The following is a 17,054-nucleotide window of genomic DNA, read 5'->3' on the forward strand; positions in this document are numbered from 1 at the left end:
ACAAAACATCGTAACCAAAGCAAAACAGAATGTAAAAACGGCCATAAAAGATACGAAAAAGGTAATGACAAAGGTCGCGGAAAAGTGGCCGTTGCGTACACGTCCTTTAAAGAGGGCGGCTACAAAGGGGTAATCTCTGCCGGATTAGACTTCATTCCGATAGTAGGAAATGCGAAAGCATTGGTAGAAGCGGCAATTGGAAGAGATCCGATCACCGGTAGAAAGCTGGAAAGCTGGGAGCGTGGAGCATCAGCCGCTGCTATTTTAGGCGGCCCTCTAGTAAAAGGGGTAAAACTTGGTGCAAAACTAGGTGCAAAGGCTATTTCAGGAGCTACATCAAGTAGCAAGAAAACAGTAAATCTGGCCAAGTCCCCAACGCCAACGAATCCGACAAAGCAGCAAGCACCGTCTCAGGCAAAGAAGGAAGCAAGTGCAACAACGGCAACACCTGCGAAATCTAAGGGGCAGGGTACGGGGAAAACTAATCCTGTATGGCTGAGTGATAAATACAAGGTTGTTTACTATGAGGGGAATGTAAAGGTAAAGGGTCAAACAAGGGATGTGAGTAGACGAATATATCAGAATAACGAAATTAATTGGGACTACTTTGATCCTTCTACAGGTTTGACAAATCGCCAGAGAGCTAAGTTAGGTAACGCTCCAATTGGTTCAGATGGGTATCCAATAGAACTACATCATACAATTCAAAAAGAAGTAGGTCCTGTAGTAGAATTACAGTATACAAAACACAAACAGTACTATTTTACTCTGCATGTGCTCACTGAGGATGGAAATAGTTTTAGGAATAATGAGATTCTAGATAAGCAGTACAAGAATTTTAGAGGTAAATACTGGCGTTGGAGGGCGAATAATTTAGATTAGTTTTATTTATTAAGGAGGCTATTATATGAATAGACAAGATGTAGAAGAATTAATTATAAGTCAAGAAGATGAGTTTTTTTTTACTGGAGGGGTTACAGAGGAGCTTATCCATGAGATTGAAAAGGAACTCAATGTCCAGTTGCCAGAAAGTTATAAATGGTTTCTAAGTCAATATGGTTATGGTGGTATAAATGGAGTATTAATACAAGGTGTTGGTTTAGATAAGTCGTTACAAGTTGTTAATACTACACTAAGTTTAAGAGAATATGGGTTGCCTAATAATTTAGTTGTTATTGAAAATATAGATGAATATGTATATTGTTTTGATACTGCACAAATGAATAATAATGAATGTCCTATAATTGATTGGGATCAAGCTAGTGGTATAGGAAAAAAACATTATAAAAATTTATATAATTACCTATATGAAAGATTTAATGATGCTATTGAGAATTTATAAAAGCTGGAATGATTACTAGTTTTTAAATATCTGGTTAGTAGCGATTATGGCAATTTTCTATGGGAGTAAACGAAACAGTAAGTGAAAGCGACTGCTGAAAATGTCAATTGAAATGATAGTAAATCATTTCACGTCCCCTTAGTGATTTAAAAAAGCAGGGCGTTTTTAGGTTGTTTTTCGCTAAAGTATCAATATCTAGATAATGAGGTGCAGAAATCATCAACGTTTCTTTATAATCTGATGGACGTATATTTAATTTTCTATTCGATAGTGGATGTTGCGCAATGCACTCCATGTTATAATAAATCCATAATTGATCATCATGTATTTGTATTCCAACTTTTTGGCCAATGTACTTAGTGGGGACTGAATACTGGTTGGCTTTGTAGGAAACCATACTTGATGTGTTAACTTGTACAAGCTTATGCTTGATACGGTATAAGTTCCTTATCTTTTCTGCTGGTAGTGGAAGTAAGGAACTTTGTAAGCCCGAAATATAAAAAAAATAGCGCACCTTCACGGTACGCACGACGATCGGCCAGCTATCTGAAATTTTTTTCAGATAGCTGGCTATTTTGCACATGTGGCTTGAATATTTTCCGACCAAGGCATGTAATTATGTAAAATCTCTGGTTGCTGATGAAACGGGACATTAGGTAATTCCGTCATCAGCTTTACCAGATACTGATAAAAATCAATTCCGTTTGCTTTGGCTGTTTCGGCCAAACTTAAACAAATGGCATTCGCTTTCGCACCTGCTTCACTCACAGAGAAAAGCCAGTTTTTGCGACCAATGACATTTGGACGAATCGCATTTTCAGCGGGATTATTATCAATAGCAACGTCCCCATTTTCAAGGAAAACTTTTAACTCAGATGAACGGCTTAATGTATATTCAGCTGCTTTCGCAATAGCATTTTTGCCGAAGAAAGGCGAACGATCAATCCAATCGAAAAATTCATCGACAATCGGTTTTGCTTCTTGTTGACGAGCTTTCACGCGCTCTTCCGCTGAAAGATGTTTGATTTGACGCTCGATATGAAACAACCGATCGCAATATTGCACGCCTATTCGGCCATTCTTACTATCGGCTTTTAGCCAATAACGGCGTACATGCGCCCAACAGTTGGCGAATTGAACGTGCGGTAATTGACCATAAGCTGAATACCCATCACAGATGACAGTGCCTTTGAATCCCTTAATTAAATCTTCTAATATAGCTCGCCCTCGAGAAAGAGCACTCTTAAATAAAACGATAATAGGGCCTTCACTTTGTACACTGCGACATACCCAATTAAAAGCGTTTGATTGAGCTGGCTTTCCATCAGAACGCTTGATTATTTGTGCATAGGTTTCGTCGATATGCAGTACAGACTTTGCCGTTAATAGCTGCTTCATCAAATCATAAAGTGGTTGAAGCCAATCTTCTGCCACACGTATTACCCAATTGGAAAGATTTTTATCGTTTGTATGTAGGCCATGGCGTTCCCATTCATTTACCTGACGGTAAAGAGGCAAGTACTGAATAAACTTATCGTAGATAAGCTTGGCCAAAACAGTTGGGCCAGCAATGCTTCTTTGGATAGCACCTTGTGGTGCTTTACCACGTTTAATTTGAGCTTTTCGTAGGGCATCGTTTTTACACAATTTACACTCATACACATGTTCAAAATGCTGCACGCGCTTCAGGGAAGCTGGAATGAATTTCGCCTCTTCACGTATCAACGTAGAACTGAATTCTACCATTTCCCCCTGACAACACTCACAAGCTAAGTTGGCTGGGTGATGATGAATTTCTTCAATTTCAATATCCTCACGAAACGAATCATTTCGTTTTTTATTTGTCTTTTTACGAGTAACCGTATAACTAACCGTATCGGTGCTTTGTTCTTCTGTCTGCTCAGGTTCATTAAAAGACGGATCGTCTTCAAATAAAGAGACTTGTCCATCAGGAGCTTGATACTTGGCTTTCTCCGATTTAGAGCCATATAACGCTTTTGTTAATTGGCGAACTTGCTCTGTTAAGGCTTCTATTTGTCGATTTGACTGAGCTAGTTGTTGCTCAAGTAATCGAATAATACGTTCGTTTTGTTCTTCTTGCTTTTGATTAACAGGCATCAAATCGTTCACCACATTCCGTCCAATTTTATATATGGGTAATTATACCACTATTGATGATGTAGTTAAAAGACACCTTTTGCAGATTTCGCAATGGCCTTCGGCTGTTGTAAAGATAATCCTTCTAATAACCAGCGCAGTTCCTGTTGTGAAAGGCTTCGCACCTCATTTTCATCTTTTGGCCATTGAAGCTTACCATTATCCAATCGTTTGTAAAGCATGGCAAAGCCATCTCCATCAAAATACAAACATTTATAGCGGTCCTTACTCCATCCTGAAAAGAGAAAAATAGAATCGCTATACGGATCTAATTCGAAAGAATCTTGAACCAGCGTTGCGAGACCATCGATGCCTTTGCGCATATCGGTCTTCCCGCAAATAATATAGATGTTTTGTACGCTCGTAAAATCACGCTTCATCGATTTTTCAGCTCCTTCATAATAGTTTGGATGATGCGTTCATCTACGCCATTGAAGAAAGCTATTTCAGCTACAGCGGTTTTAATCACACAACCTGGTGCAGCATTGTATTGAGAAGAATGAAACGAAGAAGCTTCAGTTGGAAGAGGATCAAGTTTGACGGGAACAATGGTCAATTTGTTTGCGGGCATAAGAATGGCACCTCCTTTGATTGATACGTCTATCGTACCGGAGGTGCCTAGCGCTTTATATGCGTTATTTGATTACGGGCTTACGGAACTTTTTTCTTTTTCTAATGCAAATACAGGTATTTTACCTGAGCCTTGATGTAAAGATTGATTTACTCTATTCATTAATTTCTCAATAAAGCGGTAGAGTTCTGCTAAGGTCAATTGACCTTGATAAGCATGAATTTCGTCCAGAAATTTCATTTGAGTTTCTACTTTTCCTTTTGTTTGTGGCTTACCTGCAATGCATGGCCTCACTTTAAAACCAAAGTCTTTGGCAAAAGCTGCGAATCGGGCATTTACTTTTCCACTGCTATATTTAGTTCTAGGTAAATCCATTGAGGTTTGGAAGGATATTATATATATAAAGATGGTAAAAATCAAGAATTATCACGAGATTTCCATGATATTATTGAAGTTGTTAAAGCAGAAACCTAGAAACCTAAATTTGAATTAAGATAGTATGTGCTATTTTACTAGATTAAATGGGTAAAGCATATGATGGGCATGGTTAGTTATTATTTTGAAAGTTTCTTAAGAACCTTTTCGGAAATATGTCTTACTAAAGGGAGTCAATAGCATTATCGCTATTGGCTTTTTGCTATTGTTAAAATGAAAGAGGTACTCTGGAGTGTAAACAGCTATTTGGATAAAAATTATAAGGATGTATAATCTGATTCCGCTAGTGGATATGCCAAGCATTGAATAAAGGGAGAGCGCAAATGAAATATTTATTCGTTTGTGTTCTACTTATTTTTTGTTACATTAAATTCAGTACTGTTTTTCTTCAACTTCATCAGGATAGTGGCATCACGATACATAGTAAGCATTCGATCGTTGTGACAGCGAATGAGGACGTAAATTTTGCAGCGAAGACGATAGCTTTCAGTGCAACCGAATCACTCCGTTTTACGTGTGGGTCAAGTAGCGTAGTACTAGACAGCGTGACCGATATGCAGGGAGAACTGGTGATGATGGAAGGCGCTGTAAAGGCTGCGGTTTCTGTTGTAGAAGCAGCGGATGACGAAGACGACGATGATGAAGACCTGGATTCAGCGCTCGATGTATTAGGCATGATTCCCCTAACCGGGGGTGATGTCTAATGGCCAAGAAGAAAAAAGGAAAAGGATTTTTTAGTGCAATTGGAAGCGCCTTAGGCCGTATCCCTGTCGTAGGAAAGGTGAAAAAGGCATCAAAAACAGTTAAAAAGAAAGTAAAGTCTGCCAAAAAGAAACTGAAAAAAACAGTCAAAAAGGTCAAGAAAAAAGCTAAGAAAAAGATCGGAAAAGTCTACACCAAGGCCCGAAAAATAAAAAATAACCTGTCCAAAAAAAGATTGTAAAAAAAGTAAAGAAGGCAGTGAAGAAAGCGGTACTGGCCACGAAAAAGGCAGCTAAAAAGGTAAAAAGTACAGCTAAAAAAGCAGCCAAAACCGTCAAAAAGGCAACGAAAGCCGCAACAAAACAGGTCAAAAAGACCGCGAAGAAAGCCGTAACTAAAGCAAAACAGAATGTAAAAACGGCCATAAAAGATACGAAAAAGGTAATGACAAAGGTCGGCGGAAAAGTGGCCGTTGCGTACACGTCCTTTAAAGAGGGCGGCTACAAAGGGGTAATCTCAGCAGGATTAGACTTCATTCCGATAGTAGGAAATGCGAAAGCATTGGTAGAAGCGGCAATTGGAAGAGATCCGATCACCGGTAGAAAGCTGGAAAGCTGGGAGCGCGGAGCATCAGCCGCTGCTATTTTAGGCGGCCCTCTAGTAAAAGGGGTAAAACATGGTGCAAAACTAGGTGCAAAGGCTATTTCAGGAGCTACATCAAGTAGCAAGAAAACAGTAAATCTGGCCAAGTCCCCAACACCATCGAATCCGACAAAGCAACAAGCACCGTCATTGGCAAAGAAGGAAGCAAGCGCAACAACGGCAACACCTGCGAAAGCTAATCAGAATACTAAGGGTATAGGTAATCCTCTTTTACCTACAGAAGGTAAAGTAGGGACATTTAAGGAACTTGCAAAACAAGGTACAGCATTTGATAATATAACACCACATCATATGCCTTCTGCTGCTAAGATGAAACAAGCAGGTGTAAAAAGGAACGATGGTGTTAGTATGAATATGGAACAACCTCACCCAGGAGTAGGCGGAAGGCATAGAGAAACATATACTTATGGATTAAATGGAAATAAATTAGAAGAATATTTAAACCTAAGTAACCGTGATGCTCTTGCTAATGATATATTAGACGCAAGAAGGATATATATGAAGGACGGTGTCTACACACCTGAAATAAGAAAGGGTCTTATAAATACAATTAGAAAGAATAGAGAATTATATCCTGAGTTATTTAATAAGTAAGTGAGGTGGAGTGTATGGATATGAAATCAGAATTAAATAAAGTCTATACAAATAGACTTTTACAATCTCAAAAAGAAATATCAGATTTTGAAGAAGCATTAAGTAATCTCATTGGTTTAGGGGATAAATCAGTTATTACAGGATTATGTATGGGATTTGACGATAATACAGAACAATATGAAATAATGTTCGGATTAGTACATGGTATAGAGCATCTCTATAAAGAAAATATTGAAGAAGGGTTATATTTAATAGCATTAGCTGTCCCAAGTGTTATTGATAGGGCAAGAGAATGGATGGAAGTTTTACATTACAGAATATTAAATCATGAACAAGTAAGAAGAATATACGGTGTTGTACTATCTAAACTCGATGACAAGTCAAAAGAGATTATAATAAACTTATTAAGAGATATAAAAAGTGAAGACCCAAATATGTTTAGCAATTCTGTAGATGAAGTATTAAAAGCAATATAATTATAACCACCTTATTTGGCTAAAAACCTTTTAAGGTGGTTTTTTAATCTACTACCCAGTTTCGAATAAACTGTTCATAATAATATTGACTTATGTAAGGTTAGTATACACTAAATGATTTTTTATCAAATAATTTAGTATTAATTAGAGTCATGGAGGAATTAAATATAATGAGAGATCATCTTTGTATAGAAGAAAAATGTAGAGAAGGAATTGAATATCATAAAGAATTTATTGATGAAAAAAGGAAGGAAATTATAAATCTGGAGGAGGATACTAAAAATGGTATTCAAAGAAAATCCAAAGACAATAAAAGTATTATAGAAGCGAGATATTTAAGGATTTTTATATATGAGATAGAGGATATTATTGCGAAGTATTCTTTAGGGGAAGACATAAGTGCATTTGAACAAGATTTTCAAAATGCAATTAATGATTTAGAGCAAACAGGGGATAGAAAAATTGGATATATATATATAATTTGGACGCTTTCTTTAGGAATCCTATTAGAAACAGATAAAGTGAACATAGAAAAAATAGGTAAGTTAGCTGAGAAAAAGGGAATTAATGATGAGTTACTTGATTGTTTATTATGCGCTAGTGATATTGGCTATAGTAAAATCACCAATGATTATTATAAAGAAAACCCCTACGCAAAGACACGAGAAATTATCAAACTTGCAGAAACCGATAAAAAAGAAGCCTCTAAACGATTACAAAAGTATATGGAGAAGGAATGGTTTAAAGGGCATTACGACTATGAATGGAAAAATGCTCATAAAGAACCTGGCTATGTAGGATTTTGGAGCTTTGAAACAGCAGCCCTTGCCAAAATACTTGAACTGGATGATACAAGCTTAATCAATAATAATCACTATCCATATGATTTGGCGCATTACAAGAATTCAATGAAATTTAAACCGATCTCTCTCAATGAATTAATTTGTGAGCAGGAGATTGACCAGACTGAAATAATAGAAGGCATAGAAAATAATCCGTTAATAGAAAAGATTATCCCTACAAAATGGCATGCATTTGTCAACGAACTCATCCATGATTATGAGGGGATGGCTGATAGTAACTTCTATGAAAAATACAAGGAAATAATGGGGCTAGACCAAATCTGGTTCCAATTCCAAGAGTATGAAGAAGCCAATGAACAGAAAAATCTCTTAGGAAGTTTAATTGTTTTTGCGATGGTAGAAAAAGGTTATATAGTCCAATTCGATTATAAAGAAGATTTGGAAGAGTACGAATCAAGTATAAAAGATTTCTGGAATCTAACAAAAACTAAATTGGTTCAATTTATAATAGATAATGATCAATATTATTATGCTTTACTACCAACTGATGTGAATATGAAGGATATATATGAAGTTAAGCTTCAAGAAGTAAAGTAGTTTAATGGAAAGAATGATAAAATGGTGGTAGTTGGAAATTCTAACTACCGCCATTTTTATTATTTAATGTACGGATGATTAAATAGACAACAAAACATCGTAACCAAAGCAAAACAGAATGTAAAAGCGGCCATAAAAGATACGAAAAAGGTAATGACAAAGGTCGGCGGAAAAGTGGCCGTTGCGTACACGTCCTTTAAAGAGGGCGGCTACAAAGGGGTAATCTCAGCAGGATTAGACTTCATTCCGATAGTAGGAAATGCGAAAGCATTGGTAGAAGCGGCAATTGGAAGAGATCCGATCACCGGTAGAAAGCTGGAAAGCTGGGAGCGCGGAGCATCAGCCGCTGCTATTTTAGGCGGCCCTCTAGTAAAAGGGGTAAAACATGGTGCAAAACTAGGTGCAAAGGCTATTTCAGGAGCTACATCAAGTAGCAAGAAAACAGTAAATCTGGCCAAGTCCCCAACACCATCGAATCCACCAAAGCAGCAAGCACCGTCTCAGGCAAAGAAGGAAGCAAGTGCAACAACGGCAACACCTGCGAAAGCTAATCAGAATACTAAGGGTACGGGTAATATTAAGAGGATTCCTGAAACTTTAGTTAAGTTTAATTATAATCCAAAGCATGATTCTGCTGAATTTACAAGGCAACTGAAAGCTCAGGAAGAGGGCATGAACAAACTTACAGTTGACGAGTATTTGAAGAATAGACAAAAATATATAGACGAGGGCAGAGCTGTAGAAGGTAATTTAGCTCAACAAGCTGCTAGAGAACAAGCATATACTGATAAAGTTATAGAATTAAGAGAAAAGGGACTCTCTTCTGAAGCAGCTGAGAAAGAAGCGTCGAAATGGATGGATACTCAAGCTGCTCTTCACAATCCTGATCAAATAGCAGGCGGAAATCCTTCGTTAATTGATGGAATGGGTGACAGGCGAGTAAACTCATCATTGGGCGCGCAATGGAAATATAGAATTGATGCTGTTGATGAGCATATTAAAAAAGCGGCTGAGGGAATGTCCGAGGCAGAGAAGAAGAGCACATATTTAAATGTAAAATTAACACAGTGAATTGGAGATTATGTAGATGAACAATATTTTTTTTAGTGACTTTATGCCATATGGGAAAATTCAAGCTAATACTATAGAAAAATATCGAGGGAAAGTACCAAATGACTTATTAAAGATATGGGAGCAATTTGGAACGGGTAGTATTAAAAATGGTTATTTAAAATTGATAAATCCAGATGATTATATGGATTTGTTAAATATCTCGTATTTCCGAAGTGGAGTTTCTATTCCGATATTTACTACATCCATGTGTGATATTATCACATTTGAGGAAAATAAATATTTAAGATTAGTGAAATACCGAAAAGGAAACTTTTCAATAATCCCTACAAGTTTTAACTTGTTTTTTTCTGATTTGTTGGATGAGGCTTTTTGCAACAGGCATCTGGATTGGGCTCAATATGGAGAAGCTGTAGATAAGTTAGGGATTCCTACCTATGAAGATGGTTTTGGTTATGTCCCTTTATTAGGCTTGGGTGGATCGGAAAAAGTAGAAAATTTACAAAAAGTACGTATTTTCGAACACATTCAAATGATTACTGAATTGATGGGAGCGATTGAATAATGACGGCGGAGATTAGATTCGAATAAAAAGGGCTAACCAGTGCCGAATGAACCTATCATTCAACCAATAAGACTTAAAGGGGTAATCTCAGCCGGATTAGACTTCATTCCGATAGTAGGAAATGCGAAAGCATTGGTAGAAGCGGCGATTGGAAGAGATCCGATCACCGGTAGAAAGCTGGAAAGCTGGGAGCGCGGAGCATCAGCCGCTGCTATTTTAGGCGGCCCTCTAGTAAAAGGGGTAAAACATGGTGCAAAACTAGGTGCAAAGGCTATTTCAGGAGCTACATCAAGTAGCAAAGCAAAAACTAAAACAGTAAATCTGGCCGATTCGCCAACACCAAAGAATCCGACAAAGCAGCAAGCACCGTCATTGGCAAAGAAGGAAGCAAGTGCAACAACGGCACCACCTGCGAAATCTAAGGAGCAGGGTAATAGGACTGATGAAGCTGTAAAGAAAAAGCCATATAGTAAAAGTAGGCCAAGTTATGGAAAAGAACAAGTTGAACAAGTGTGGGAAAATGCTAAAGATCCTATTGATGGTAAAGTTTATGACCCAACAGGAGTCGAAATTCGTAGAAATGGCCAATGGGATATGGGACATATTCCAGGAGAAAAATATTCAGAAGTTCATGAATTGTTTATGAATGATACCATTACAAAAAAAGAATTCTTAGAATGGTATAGAAATCCTTCAAATTATAGACCAGAACTTCCAAGTACTAACCGAAGTCACAAGTATGAATAAGGAAGAGATGTTGTAAATGGATATAAACAAAGCCGATTATTGGACAATAATAAAGTTTGGAAATCTTGATCAATTTTTGGGAAAGTTAAATCTTGAAGAAAAAAGTATTGAAGAGGTAGTAAACTCTGTTGATAAAAACGGTATTAGTTTACTTCAAAAATCATTAATTAGTAGAAAGTTTGATATAGCAAATTTTTTACTAGATGAAAATGCAAATGTAAATATCATTTCAAACGAAGGATTTAATGAATTACACTATTTAGCTGCAAATATCAACTATAATGGTGCCATTGATTTGGCATATAGATTGGTTAAAATGGGTGTTGATTTAAATTTAAAGGATAAAAAGTTTACCAATACTGCAGTATTTTCACTATGTCATGAAGTATTAAAAACACGCACTTGGGAAGGGATTAATTTAATAGTAAAATGTTTAGAAAAACGGCCAAATTTTAACGATGTAAATAAACATGGAATTTCATTAAAACAATTAATTGAAGAACGTGGAACAGAGGAAATGAAAAAAGCCATGGAGGGGATTATTTGAAAAAGAGTAGTGGATTAGGTGGTAGCGTAGTATCAAAAAATATTATAAACAATTTAGGGAATTTGAAATGGTGTATTAAAGAAAAACCAGTAAATGACATTGATAATGGGTGGAGATTTTTATCTGATATTGATACAGATGAATTTCTTGCAGCCCCATCGAATATGTCAATTTGCGATTGGGGAACTATTATTGAGATAGAACCTGCAATTATAAATATTTTTGATATGCCAATGGGGACAGATATCACCTTAGTAAGTGAAAATAATAATAAGTATTTTGTTTATACTGATTCGGGAGAAAAGGTAATATTTTAAGAAAATAAAATAGATTGGTTACTTGTTCAAATAAAAATTTTATGAACATCAATATAGACTGAAAAGAAAAAAATGAAAATATGCTATTGGATTGGAGAAACATTTTTAAAACCTTGATGTGCTTTACGCCCTTCAAGGTTTTTGACTATAACTGTATGATTATAAATAAAAATAACACTTCTAAATTACTGTTATGGTTTTATACATTTGTAGTGCCTCCTAAAATTGTTGTTTAAGTATTCGTTGATCGCTTAGAAATGGTTATCTTAGATATTGTTTTAGGCGAACTACTTTGAATCTCCACCGACGAATCTAATTCCTCTTTTACTAAATAAGCAACTACATCACGAAAATCATTTGCGCCCTACTTATTTATTAGTTAATAAAATCAGCATATTTTCTTCATCAGGTAAAACATTGCATTAAGTGCAACCGAATCACTCAGTTTTACGTGTGGGTCAAGTAGTGTAGTGCTAGACAGCGTGACCGATATGCAGGGAGAACTGGTGATGATGGAAGGCTCTGTGAAAGGTCCTGTTTCGGTATCAGAAGCAGCGGATGACGAAGACGACGATGATGAATACCTGGATTCAGCGCTCGATGTATTAGGCATGATTCCCCTAACCGGGGGTGATGTCTAATGGCCAAGAAGAAAAAAGGAAAAGGATTTTTTAGTGCAATTGGAAGCGCCTTAGGCCGTATCCCTGTCGTAGGAAAGGTGAAAAAGGCATCAAAAACAGTTAAAAAGAAAGTAAAGTCTGCCAAAAAGAAACTGAAAAAAACAGTCAAAAAGGTCAAGAAAAAGCTAAGAAAAAGATCGGAAAAGTCTACACCAAGGCCCGAAAAATAAAAAATAACCTGTCCAAAAAAAGATTGTAAAAAAAGTAAAGAAGGCAGTGAAGAAAGCGGTACTGGCCACGAAAAAGGCAGCTAAAAAGGTAAAAAGTACAGCTAAAAAAGCAGCCGAAACCGTCAAAAAGGCAACGAAAGCCGCAACAAAACAGGTCAAAAAGACCGCGAAGAAAGCCGTAACTAAAGCAAAACAGAATGTAAAAACGGCCATAAAAGATACGAAAAAGGTAATGACAAAGGTCGGCGGAAAAGTGGCCGTTGCGTACACGTCCTTTAAAGAGGGCGGCTATAAAGGGATAATCTCAGCAGGATTAGACTTTATTCCGATAGTAGGAAATGCGAAAGCATTGGTAGAAGCGGCGATTGGAAGAGATCCGATTACCGGTAGAAAGCTGGAAAGCTGGGAGCGCGGAGCATCAGCCGCTGCTATTTTAGGCGGACCTTTAGTAAAAGGTGTAAAACATGGTGCAAAACTAGGTGCAAATGCTATTTCAGGAGCTACATCAAGTAGCAAGAAAACAGTAAATCTGGCCAAGTCCCCAACGCCAACGAATCCGACAAAGCAGCAAGCACCGTCTCAGGCAAAGAAGGAAGCAAGTGCAACAACGGCACCACCTGCGAAAGCTAATCAGAATACTAAGGGTACGAGTAAAGAAACTTATCAACATCTAAAGGACTATAAGAATAATAAATATTTTACTCGAAGTGTAGAGTATAATGCAGGTAAGGATGGCACAGGATTTACTTATAAAGTATATCAAAGAGGAGATATTGATTGGGATATGGTCCGAACAAAAGGGGCTAAAAAAGGTCGCGGGTTAACAAATGCTGAAGCATCTGCGAAACACGGTCTTGCTCCTATTCTTGATGATGCAGGTAGTGTAGCAACATTGCATCATTCACAACAAAAAGGTGTTGGACCTTTATATGAAGCTTCAACTAGGTACCATAATATCAGTAATGCTAAAAGAGCTCCACTACATCCCTATAAAGGAAAGTTAAATCCGTTTTATCCAATGGATGAAACAACTAGAGGAGCGTTTCAAAAAGTAGATTCTATTAATTATTGGAAAACACGAGGAGAAGAAGCTTTAGGAGGAAAATAATATGAGTATTTTGCCTGGTAGACTAGATGAAGTTCTTGGAGAAGAAATATATAAACGTGATGATAGAAATCTAGTGAAGGATGCTTTAATAAGGCTAGGTGTAGACGTATCAGATACTTTCCAAGAATTTTATAATCAGTATGCAGGACCTTTTTGGGAAGAGCATGTACCCTTTGAATTACTAGATATATCAGATGAAGAAAATAATATTGAAACATACACAATTATTTCTAGAAAAGAACATGGTTTTCCGAAGCAGTATCTGGTTTTAAGTGAAATGTCAGCTAATGCTGTATTAGTTCTGGAGACTTTAACTGATAAAGTTTATATAGTTAATTTTGAGGGTGGAGATGAAATGCTTTTAAAAGGGGAGTTAAAGGAAACTTGGTCATCGTTTTTTGAGTTCTTGAAGGCTTATTTTAATTGTTAATCATCGTTCAATAAAACATAATTCATATATACTTAAAACCTTGATGCGGAAATAGTAGGTTTCAAAATCGAGAGTTCTTGAAGGCTGTACCTTTAGTTACTTTAATACGGGGATAACGAGAAAAGAACGAGAATTCGGCGAGATGACATTCTACATGGCAGGAGTACTTACTACATTGAATGGCTAACAAACTAACGAGAATGACAAAGCTCATGGTGGTAAAAAAGGATATAATAGTTTTTAAATTTTATACAATTAAAGGTATCCTTGAATTTGAATAATAACTCATGAAGGCTAGACCATCAAGAGTGCTATTTTATATCTATATAAATCTGGTACCATTTACAAGAGTATGAAGAAGCCAATGAACAGAAAAATCTCTTTGGAAGTTTAATTGTTTTTGCGATGGTTAAAAGATTTGGAAGATTACGAATCAAGTATAAAAGATTTCTGGAATCCAACAATAACTAAATTGGTTCAATTTATAATAGATAATGATCAATATTATTATGCTTTACTACCAATTGATGTGAATATGAAGGATCTATATGAAGTTAAGCTTCAAGATGTAAAGTAGTTTAATGGAAAGAATGATAAAATGGTGGTAGTTGGAAATTCTAACTGCCGCCATTTTTATTATTTAATGTATGGATGATTAAATAGACAACAGAACGTTCTAACCAAAGCAAAACAGAATGTAAAAACGGCCATAAAAGATACGAAAAAGGTAATGACAAAGGTCGGCGGAAAAGTGGCCGTTGCGTACACGTCCTTTAAAGAGGGCGGCTATAAAGGGGTAATCTCAGCAGGATTAGACTTTATTCCGATAGTAGGAAATGCGAAAGCATTGGTAGAAGCGGCAATTGGAAGAGATCCGATCACCGGTAGAAAGCTGGAAAGCTGGGAGCGCGGAGCATCAGCCGCTGCTATTTTAGGCGGCCCACTAGTAAAAGGGGTAAAACATGGAGCAAAACTAGGTGCAAAGGCTATTTCAGGAGGTACATCAAGTAGCAAGAAAACAGTAAATCTGGCCAAGTCCCCAACACCAACGAATCCGACAAAGCAGCAAGCACCGTCTCAGGCAAAGAAGGAAGCAAGTGCAACAACGGCACCACCTGCGAAATCTAATCAGAATGCTAAGGGTATAGATAAAACTAGACCGTCATGGAGACAGTCTGAAATTGATGTAGGAAAAGAATATCCTGGATATCGTGACCAAGTATCATATAAGGATGGTAAGGAAGTAAGTCATGGCACTAAAAATAGTTCGAGACCAGATTTCTATATAAATGGTCATAGTATAGAAGTTAAGAATTATAACTTGACTACTTCTTCTGGGAGAAGTAACTTAATTAGAAATGTTTCAAAGCAAGTAAACAAACGGATGAGTGATTTACCTGAAAACACTAAACAAACTGTTATTATTGATGTTAGGGGACAAAATGTCTCAAGGGATGTTTTAAGGGATGTTAAACAAAAAATAAATGAAAGAACAAATGGTGTACCAGAAATTATTTATAAAATGGATTAGAGGTGTAATTTAGATGGCAGTAGGAGTATTAGTAGATTGTTTTTATTACGAATTAGGGCATAGCGATTTTGTACATTCATTCTTTTCAACAATCTCATATCATCTGGAGAAAGATGGATGGGGGACGAAATACCCGTTATTGATGAATGAATTATATAATAACAAATTAAGTTTTAATGATGTCACTGTCGCAAAAACTAATTTAATTGAAATTGAACAGCAATTAACAAAGTTCCCTCCAGAACATATTGTATGGGATATTGATGATGTATCAATAAAACCACCATGGGGGGAGACAATAAGTCCAAAAGTCACTAGTCTTGCTAATTATTTTGCAACAGCTGATGGTAAAACATTTTTTGAAGTAATACTTACAGCGATGGGTGTAGCAGAAGAAGATAAATGTGATATGAAACTTCATAAACTTTAACTAAGTTTAAACCATGGGGAACTTTCCCATGGTTTTTTATGATACGGAGTGCCGAATAGACAGTTATCTCTGTAGAATAATAGGATATTATATGTAAACCCAATAAGTATTCCTACCAAATATTATAGTACGTACAACAAATATAAAATTTACAACCTAATTCACGTTTTTCATCTCAGTAAATATCCACATTATTATTAGTTACAATCATTACAACTCTCCAATAACTAATCCTTGTTCTCACTACTTATTAAATTTTTCGCAACTATTGCGTACAAAAGAACGATTACTTTATCGAGAGGTTACTCCACCTCGATTAACTCCTGAATGTTGATTTCTAGCACTTTGCATACCGTTTCTATCGTTGTTAGATAAACCCTGTCCACATTGTCTGAACAAAGATGGCTGATTGTATTGGGGCGAAGCCCTGTCATACGTGCCAATTCACGTTGTGAAAGGTCTCGTTCTTTCAAGATTTGATTGAAATAGGCATAGTGATTCCCTTTCTCTTTCTCATATTACGTTTACGATACACTACAAATTTGTATCGGTAAAGGGGTTGAATGTATCGCTAAAGCCGCATACAATGAATCTATAATAAATATAGTGGCTAAGCGTTACGTTAATCCTAATTAGCGTAAAGGAGGGGGAAATATCATGAAAGTTATCGGATATATTCGAGTATCCACGCAAGGACAAGCAAGGGATGGATACAGTCTTGCTTACCAAGAAGATGAAATTAAAGCGTATTGTCAGACTCAAGGATACACGCTTTTACGCTTGATTCTTGAGTTTTAAATCCTCTTCTAACCAATCAATTACGATTTCTCCCCATTCTTCGTCGTACATCATGCCCGTTTTCAAATGAGTTTTCTCTTGTGGCAATTGATCTCCATCGCCATATTTTTTGGCAATGCGCCAATTCACTTGCATTGTATTGGCAATTTCGGTAATAGATAGTCCTTTTTCATTTCGTAATGTTTTGATACAATTAACTTCAGACATTGCTAGCATCCTTTCTTTACCTCCACTTTTTGGATTAGACACCTAAAAGAGTAGAGGGACTTGGGGTGACTGGCAAGTCTTTTTTTACGCACAAAAATAGTGCAGGACTCTGT

The 17,054-nt window shown here is 36.6% G+C and carries 27 protein-coding genes and 1 pseudogene; 21 read left to right on the forward strand and 7 right to left on the reverse strand.

The window, feature by feature from the left end; genetic code table 11:
* Positions 1-84 precede the first annotated feature (84 nt).
* Complete coding sequence (locus tag MKZ17_RS08440; protein ID WP_340723303.1) at positions 85-882, forward strand: HNH/ENDO VII family nuclease; 798 nt, start codon at positions 85-87, stop codon at positions 880-882.
* A 25-nt stretch (positions 883-907) separates the two neighbouring features.
* On the forward strand, positions 908-1,342 hold the full coding sequence (locus MKZ17_RS08445; protein WP_340723304.1) for an SMI1/KNR4 family protein: 435 nt from the start codon (positions 908-910) through the stop codon (positions 1,340-1,342).
* Between the two features lie 103 nt (positions 1,343-1,445).
* On the opposite strand, the gene MKZ17_RS20575 is transcribed toward MKZ17_RS08445, so the two are convergent.
* The 5 genes from MKZ17_RS20575 to MKZ17_RS08465 form a co-directional block, all read right to left on the reverse strand.
* Positions 1,446-1,925, reverse strand: coding sequence for a Mu transposase domain-containing protein (locus MKZ17_RS20575; protein ID WP_445326905.1), 480 nt, complete (start codon positions 1,923-1,925; stop codon positions 1,446-1,448).
* Positions 1,913-3,460 carry an IS66 family transposase gene (gene tnpC / locus MKZ17_RS08450; RefSeq protein ID WP_445326942.1) on the reverse strand — a complete coding sequence of 516 codons (1,548 nt, stop codon included), beginning with the start codon at positions 3,458-3,460 and terminating at the stop codon, positions 1,913-1,915. Before tnpC ends, MKZ17_RS20575 begins: the two co-directional genes overlap by 13 nt.
* 65 nt (positions 3,461-3,525) lie before the next feature.
* Complete coding sequence (gene tnpB / locus MKZ17_RS08455) at positions 3,526-3,879, reverse strand: IS66 family insertion sequence element accessory protein TnpB (protein ID WP_340722997.1); 354 nt, start codon at positions 3,877-3,879, stop codon at positions 3,526-3,528.
* Positions 3,876-4,070, reverse strand: coding sequence for a hypothetical protein (locus MKZ17_RS08460; RefSeq protein WP_340722996.1), 195 nt, complete (start codon positions 4,068-4,070; stop codon positions 3,876-3,878). The genes tnpB and MKZ17_RS08460 overlap by 4 nt, the downstream gene beginning before the upstream one ends.
* A 72-nt stretch (positions 4,071-4,142) precedes the next feature.
* Positions 4,143-4,490 carry a hypothetical protein gene (locus tag MKZ17_RS08465; RefSeq protein ID WP_340725591.1) on the reverse strand — a complete coding sequence of 116 codons (348 nt, stop codon included), beginning with the start codon at positions 4,488-4,490 and terminating at the stop codon, positions 4,143-4,145.
* On the opposite strand from MKZ17_RS08465, the gene imm48 reads away from it, so the two are divergent.
* The 18 genes from imm48 to MKZ17_RS08555 all read left to right on the forward strand — a co-directional run bounded on the left by imm48 (position 4,452) and on the right by MKZ17_RS08555 (position 15,936).
* Entirely contained in the window at positions 4,452-4,544 is a 93-nt protein-coding gene (gene imm48 / locus MKZ17_RS08470; protein ID WP_340723305.1) for an Imm48 family immunity protein, read from the forward strand. The two genes, MKZ17_RS08465 and imm48, sit on opposite strands and share 39 nt — an antisense overlap.
* A gap of 284 nt (positions 4,545-4,828) precedes the next feature.
* On the forward strand, positions 4,829-5,209 hold the full coding sequence (locus tag MKZ17_RS08475) for a hypothetical protein (RefSeq protein ID WP_340723306.1): 381 nt from the start codon (positions 4,829-4,831) through the stop codon (positions 5,207-5,209).
* Complete coding sequence (locus MKZ17_RS08480; RefSeq protein WP_340723295.1) at positions 5,209-5,448, forward strand: hypothetical protein; 240 nt, start codon at positions 5,209-5,211, stop codon at positions 5,446-5,448. Before MKZ17_RS08475 ends, MKZ17_RS08480 begins: the two co-directional genes overlap by 1 nt.
* 17 nt (positions 5,449-5,465) lie before the next feature.
* Complete coding sequence (locus MKZ17_RS08485; protein ID WP_340723307.1) at positions 5,466-6,464, forward strand: pre-toxin TG domain-containing protein; 999 nt, start codon at positions 5,466-5,468, stop codon at positions 6,462-6,464.
* 14 nt (positions 6,465-6,478) lie between these two features.
* Positions 6,479-6,940 carry an Imm30 family immunity protein gene (locus MKZ17_RS08490; RefSeq protein WP_340723308.1) on the forward strand — a complete coding sequence of 154 codons (462 nt, stop codon included), beginning with the start codon at positions 6,479-6,481 and terminating at the stop codon, positions 6,938-6,940.
* A 170-nt stretch (positions 6,941-7,110) separates the two neighbouring features.
* Positions 7,111-8,340 (forward strand): PoNi-like cognate immunity protein, encoded by a 1,230-nt coding sequence (locus tag MKZ17_RS08495; protein WP_340723309.1) that lies wholly within the window; start codon positions 7,111-7,113, stop codon positions 8,338-8,340.
* Positions 8,341-8,493: 153 nt separating this feature from the next.
* On the forward strand, positions 8,494-9,411 hold the full coding sequence (locus MKZ17_RS08500) for a polymorphic toxin type 15 domain-containing protein (protein ID WP_340723310.1): 918 nt from the start codon (positions 8,494-8,496) through the stop codon (positions 9,409-9,411).
* Between the two features lie 16 nt (positions 9,412-9,427).
* Entirely contained in the window at positions 9,428-9,976 is a 549-nt protein-coding gene (locus tag MKZ17_RS08505) for a T6SS immunity protein Tdi1 domain-containing protein (protein ID WP_340723311.1), read from the forward strand.
* Between the two features lie 39 nt (positions 9,977-10,015).
* Positions 10,016-10,723, forward strand: coding sequence for a GH-E family nuclease (locus MKZ17_RS08510; protein WP_340723312.1), 708 nt, complete (start codon positions 10,016-10,018; stop codon positions 10,721-10,723).
* Positions 10,724-10,739: 16 nt separating this feature from the next.
* Positions 10,740-11,270 carry an ankyrin repeat domain-containing protein gene (locus MKZ17_RS08515; protein ID WP_340723313.1) on the forward strand — a complete coding sequence of 177 codons (531 nt, stop codon included), beginning with the start codon at positions 10,740-10,742 and terminating at the stop codon, positions 11,268-11,270.
* Complete coding sequence (locus MKZ17_RS08520) at positions 11,267-11,587, forward strand: immunity protein Imm33 domain-containing protein (RefSeq protein ID WP_340723314.1); 321 nt, start codon at positions 11,267-11,269, stop codon at positions 11,585-11,587. The genes MKZ17_RS08515 and MKZ17_RS08520 overlap by 4 nt, the downstream gene beginning before the upstream one ends.
* Positions 11,588-12,096: 509 nt before the next feature.
* Complete coding sequence (locus MKZ17_RS08525; RefSeq protein ID WP_340723315.1) at positions 12,097-12,228, forward strand: hypothetical protein; 132 nt, start codon at positions 12,097-12,099, stop codon at positions 12,226-12,228.
* Positions 12,228-12,437 (forward strand): hypothetical protein, encoded by a 210-nt coding sequence (locus MKZ17_RS08530; RefSeq protein ID WP_340723316.1) that lies wholly within the window; start codon positions 12,228-12,230, stop codon positions 12,435-12,437. Before MKZ17_RS08525 ends, MKZ17_RS08530 begins: the two co-directional genes overlap by 1 nt.
* Before the next feature lie 46 nt (positions 12,438-12,483).
* Complete coding sequence (locus MKZ17_RS08535; RefSeq protein ID WP_340723317.1) at positions 12,484-13,545, forward strand: pre-toxin TG domain-containing protein; 1,062 nt, start codon at positions 12,484-12,486, stop codon at positions 13,543-13,545.
* A 1-nt stretch (position 13,546) separates the two neighbouring features.
* The gene (locus tag MKZ17_RS08540) at positions 13,547-13,975 is read left to right on the forward strand and encodes an SMI1/KNR4 family protein (protein ID WP_340723318.1); all 429 of its coding nucleotides are present in this window, start codon (positions 13,547-13,549) and stop codon (positions 13,973-13,975) included.
* 400 nt (positions 13,976-14,375) lie between these two features.
* Positions 14,376-14,552 (forward strand): hypothetical protein, encoded by a 177-nt coding sequence (locus tag MKZ17_RS08545; protein WP_340723319.1) that lies wholly within the window; start codon positions 14,376-14,378, stop codon positions 14,550-14,552.
* Positions 14,553-14,705: 153 nt separating this feature from the next.
* On the forward strand, positions 14,706-15,506 hold the full coding sequence (locus MKZ17_RS08550) for a pre-toxin TG domain-containing protein (RefSeq protein ID WP_340723320.1): 801 nt from the start codon (positions 14,706-14,708) through the stop codon (positions 15,504-15,506).
* Positions 15,507-15,519: 13 nt separating this feature from the next.
* Positions 15,520-15,936: an immunity 70 family protein gene (locus MKZ17_RS08555; RefSeq protein WP_340723321.1), complete on the forward strand. Its 417-nt coding sequence runs from the start codon at positions 15,520-15,522 to the stop codon at positions 15,934-15,936.
* Between the two features lie 302 nt (positions 15,937-16,238).
* Here MKZ17_RS08555 and MKZ17_RS08560 read toward each other — a convergent pair whose 3' ends face one another.
* Positions 16,239-16,412 (reverse strand): helix-turn-helix domain-containing protein, encoded by a 174-nt coding sequence (locus MKZ17_RS08560; protein ID WP_340725524.1) that lies wholly within the window; start codon positions 16,410-16,412, stop codon positions 16,239-16,241.
* Between the two features lie 181 nt (positions 16,413-16,593).
* On the opposite strand from MKZ17_RS08560, the pseudogene MKZ17_RS08565 reads away from it, so the two are divergent.
* Positions 16,594-16,719: pseudogene (locus MKZ17_RS08565) on the forward strand (recombinase family protein); the annotation flags it as partial.
* Here MKZ17_RS08565 and MKZ17_RS08570 read toward each other — a convergent pair.
* Positions 16,711-16,950 (reverse strand): hypothetical protein, encoded by a 240-nt coding sequence (locus MKZ17_RS08570; protein WP_340723322.1) that lies wholly within the window; start codon positions 16,948-16,950, stop codon positions 16,711-16,713. The pseudogene MKZ17_RS08565 and the gene MKZ17_RS08570 overlap by 9 nt on opposite strands.
* Positions 16,951-17,054 lie beyond the last annotated feature (104 nt).

The sequence above is a fragment of the Solibacillus sp. FSL R7-0682 genome (genome assembly GCF_038005985.1).
Lineage (GTDB): Bacteria > Bacillota > Bacilli > Bacillales_A > Planococcaceae > Solibacillus.

Excerpts from the sequence above, each read along its gene's own strand:
- MKZ17_RS08445 (WP_340723304.1), top strand. The coding sequence starts at position 908 with ATGAATAGACAAGATGTAGAAGAATTAATTATAAGTCAAGAAGATGAG.
- MKZ17_RS20575 (WP_445326905.1), bottom strand. The coding sequence starts at position 1,925 with ATGTGCAAAATAGCCAGCTATCTGAAAAAAATTTCAGATAGCTGGCCG.
- tnpC (WP_445326942.1), bottom strand. The coding sequence starts at position 3,460 with ATGCCTGTTAATCAAAAGCAAGAAGAACAAAACGAACGTATTATTCGA.
- tnpB (WP_340722997.1), bottom strand. The coding sequence starts at position 3,879 with ATGAAGCGTGATTTTACGAGCGTACAAAACATCTATATTATTTGCGGG.
- MKZ17_RS08460 (WP_340722996.1), bottom strand. The coding sequence starts at position 4,070 with ATGCCCGCAAACAAATTGACCATTGTTCCCGTCAAACTTGATCCTCTT.
- MKZ17_RS08475 (WP_340723306.1), top strand. The coding sequence starts at position 4,829 with ATGAAATATTTATTCGTTTGTGTTCTACTTATTTTTTGTTACATTAAA.
- MKZ17_RS08480 (WP_340723295.1), top strand. The coding sequence starts at position 5,209 with ATGGCCAAGAAGAAAAAAGGAAAAGGATTTTTTAGTGCAATTGGAAGC.
- MKZ17_RS08490 (WP_340723308.1), top strand. The coding sequence starts at position 6,479 with ATGGATATGAAATCAGAATTAAATAAAGTCTATACAAATAGACTTTTA.
- MKZ17_RS08495 (WP_340723309.1), top strand. The coding sequence starts at position 7,111 with ATGAGAGATCATCTTTGTATAGAAGAAAAATGTAGAGAAGGAATTGAA.
- MKZ17_RS08500 (WP_340723310.1), top strand. The coding sequence starts at position 8,494 with ATGACAAAGGTCGGCGGAAAAGTGGCCGTTGCGTACACGTCCTTTAAA.
- MKZ17_RS08505 (WP_340723311.1), top strand. The coding sequence starts at position 9,428 with ATGAACAATATTTTTTTTAGTGACTTTATGCCATATGGGAAAATTCAA.
- MKZ17_RS08515 (WP_340723313.1), top strand. The coding sequence starts at position 10,740 with ATGGATATAAACAAAGCCGATTATTGGACAATAATAAAGTTTGGAAAT.
- MKZ17_RS08525 (WP_340723315.1), top strand. The coding sequence starts at position 12,097 with ATGATGGAAGGCTCTGTGAAAGGTCCTGTTTCGGTATCAGAAGCAGCG.
- MKZ17_RS08530 (WP_340723316.1), top strand. The coding sequence starts at position 12,228 with ATGGCCAAGAAGAAAAAAGGAAAAGGATTTTTTAGTGCAATTGGAAGC.
- MKZ17_RS08540 (WP_340723318.1), top strand. The coding sequence starts at position 13,547 with ATGAGTATTTTGCCTGGTAGACTAGATGAAGTTCTTGGAGAAGAAATA.
- MKZ17_RS08550 (WP_340723320.1), top strand. The coding sequence starts at position 14,706 with ATGACAAAGGTCGGCGGAAAAGTGGCCGTTGCGTACACGTCCTTTAAA.
- MKZ17_RS08555 (WP_340723321.1), top strand. The coding sequence starts at position 15,520 with ATGGCAGTAGGAGTATTAGTAGATTGTTTTTATTACGAATTAGGGCAT.
- MKZ17_RS08570 (WP_340723322.1), bottom strand. The coding sequence starts at position 16,950 with ATGCTAGCAATGTCTGAAGTTAATTGTATCAAAACATTACGAAATGAA.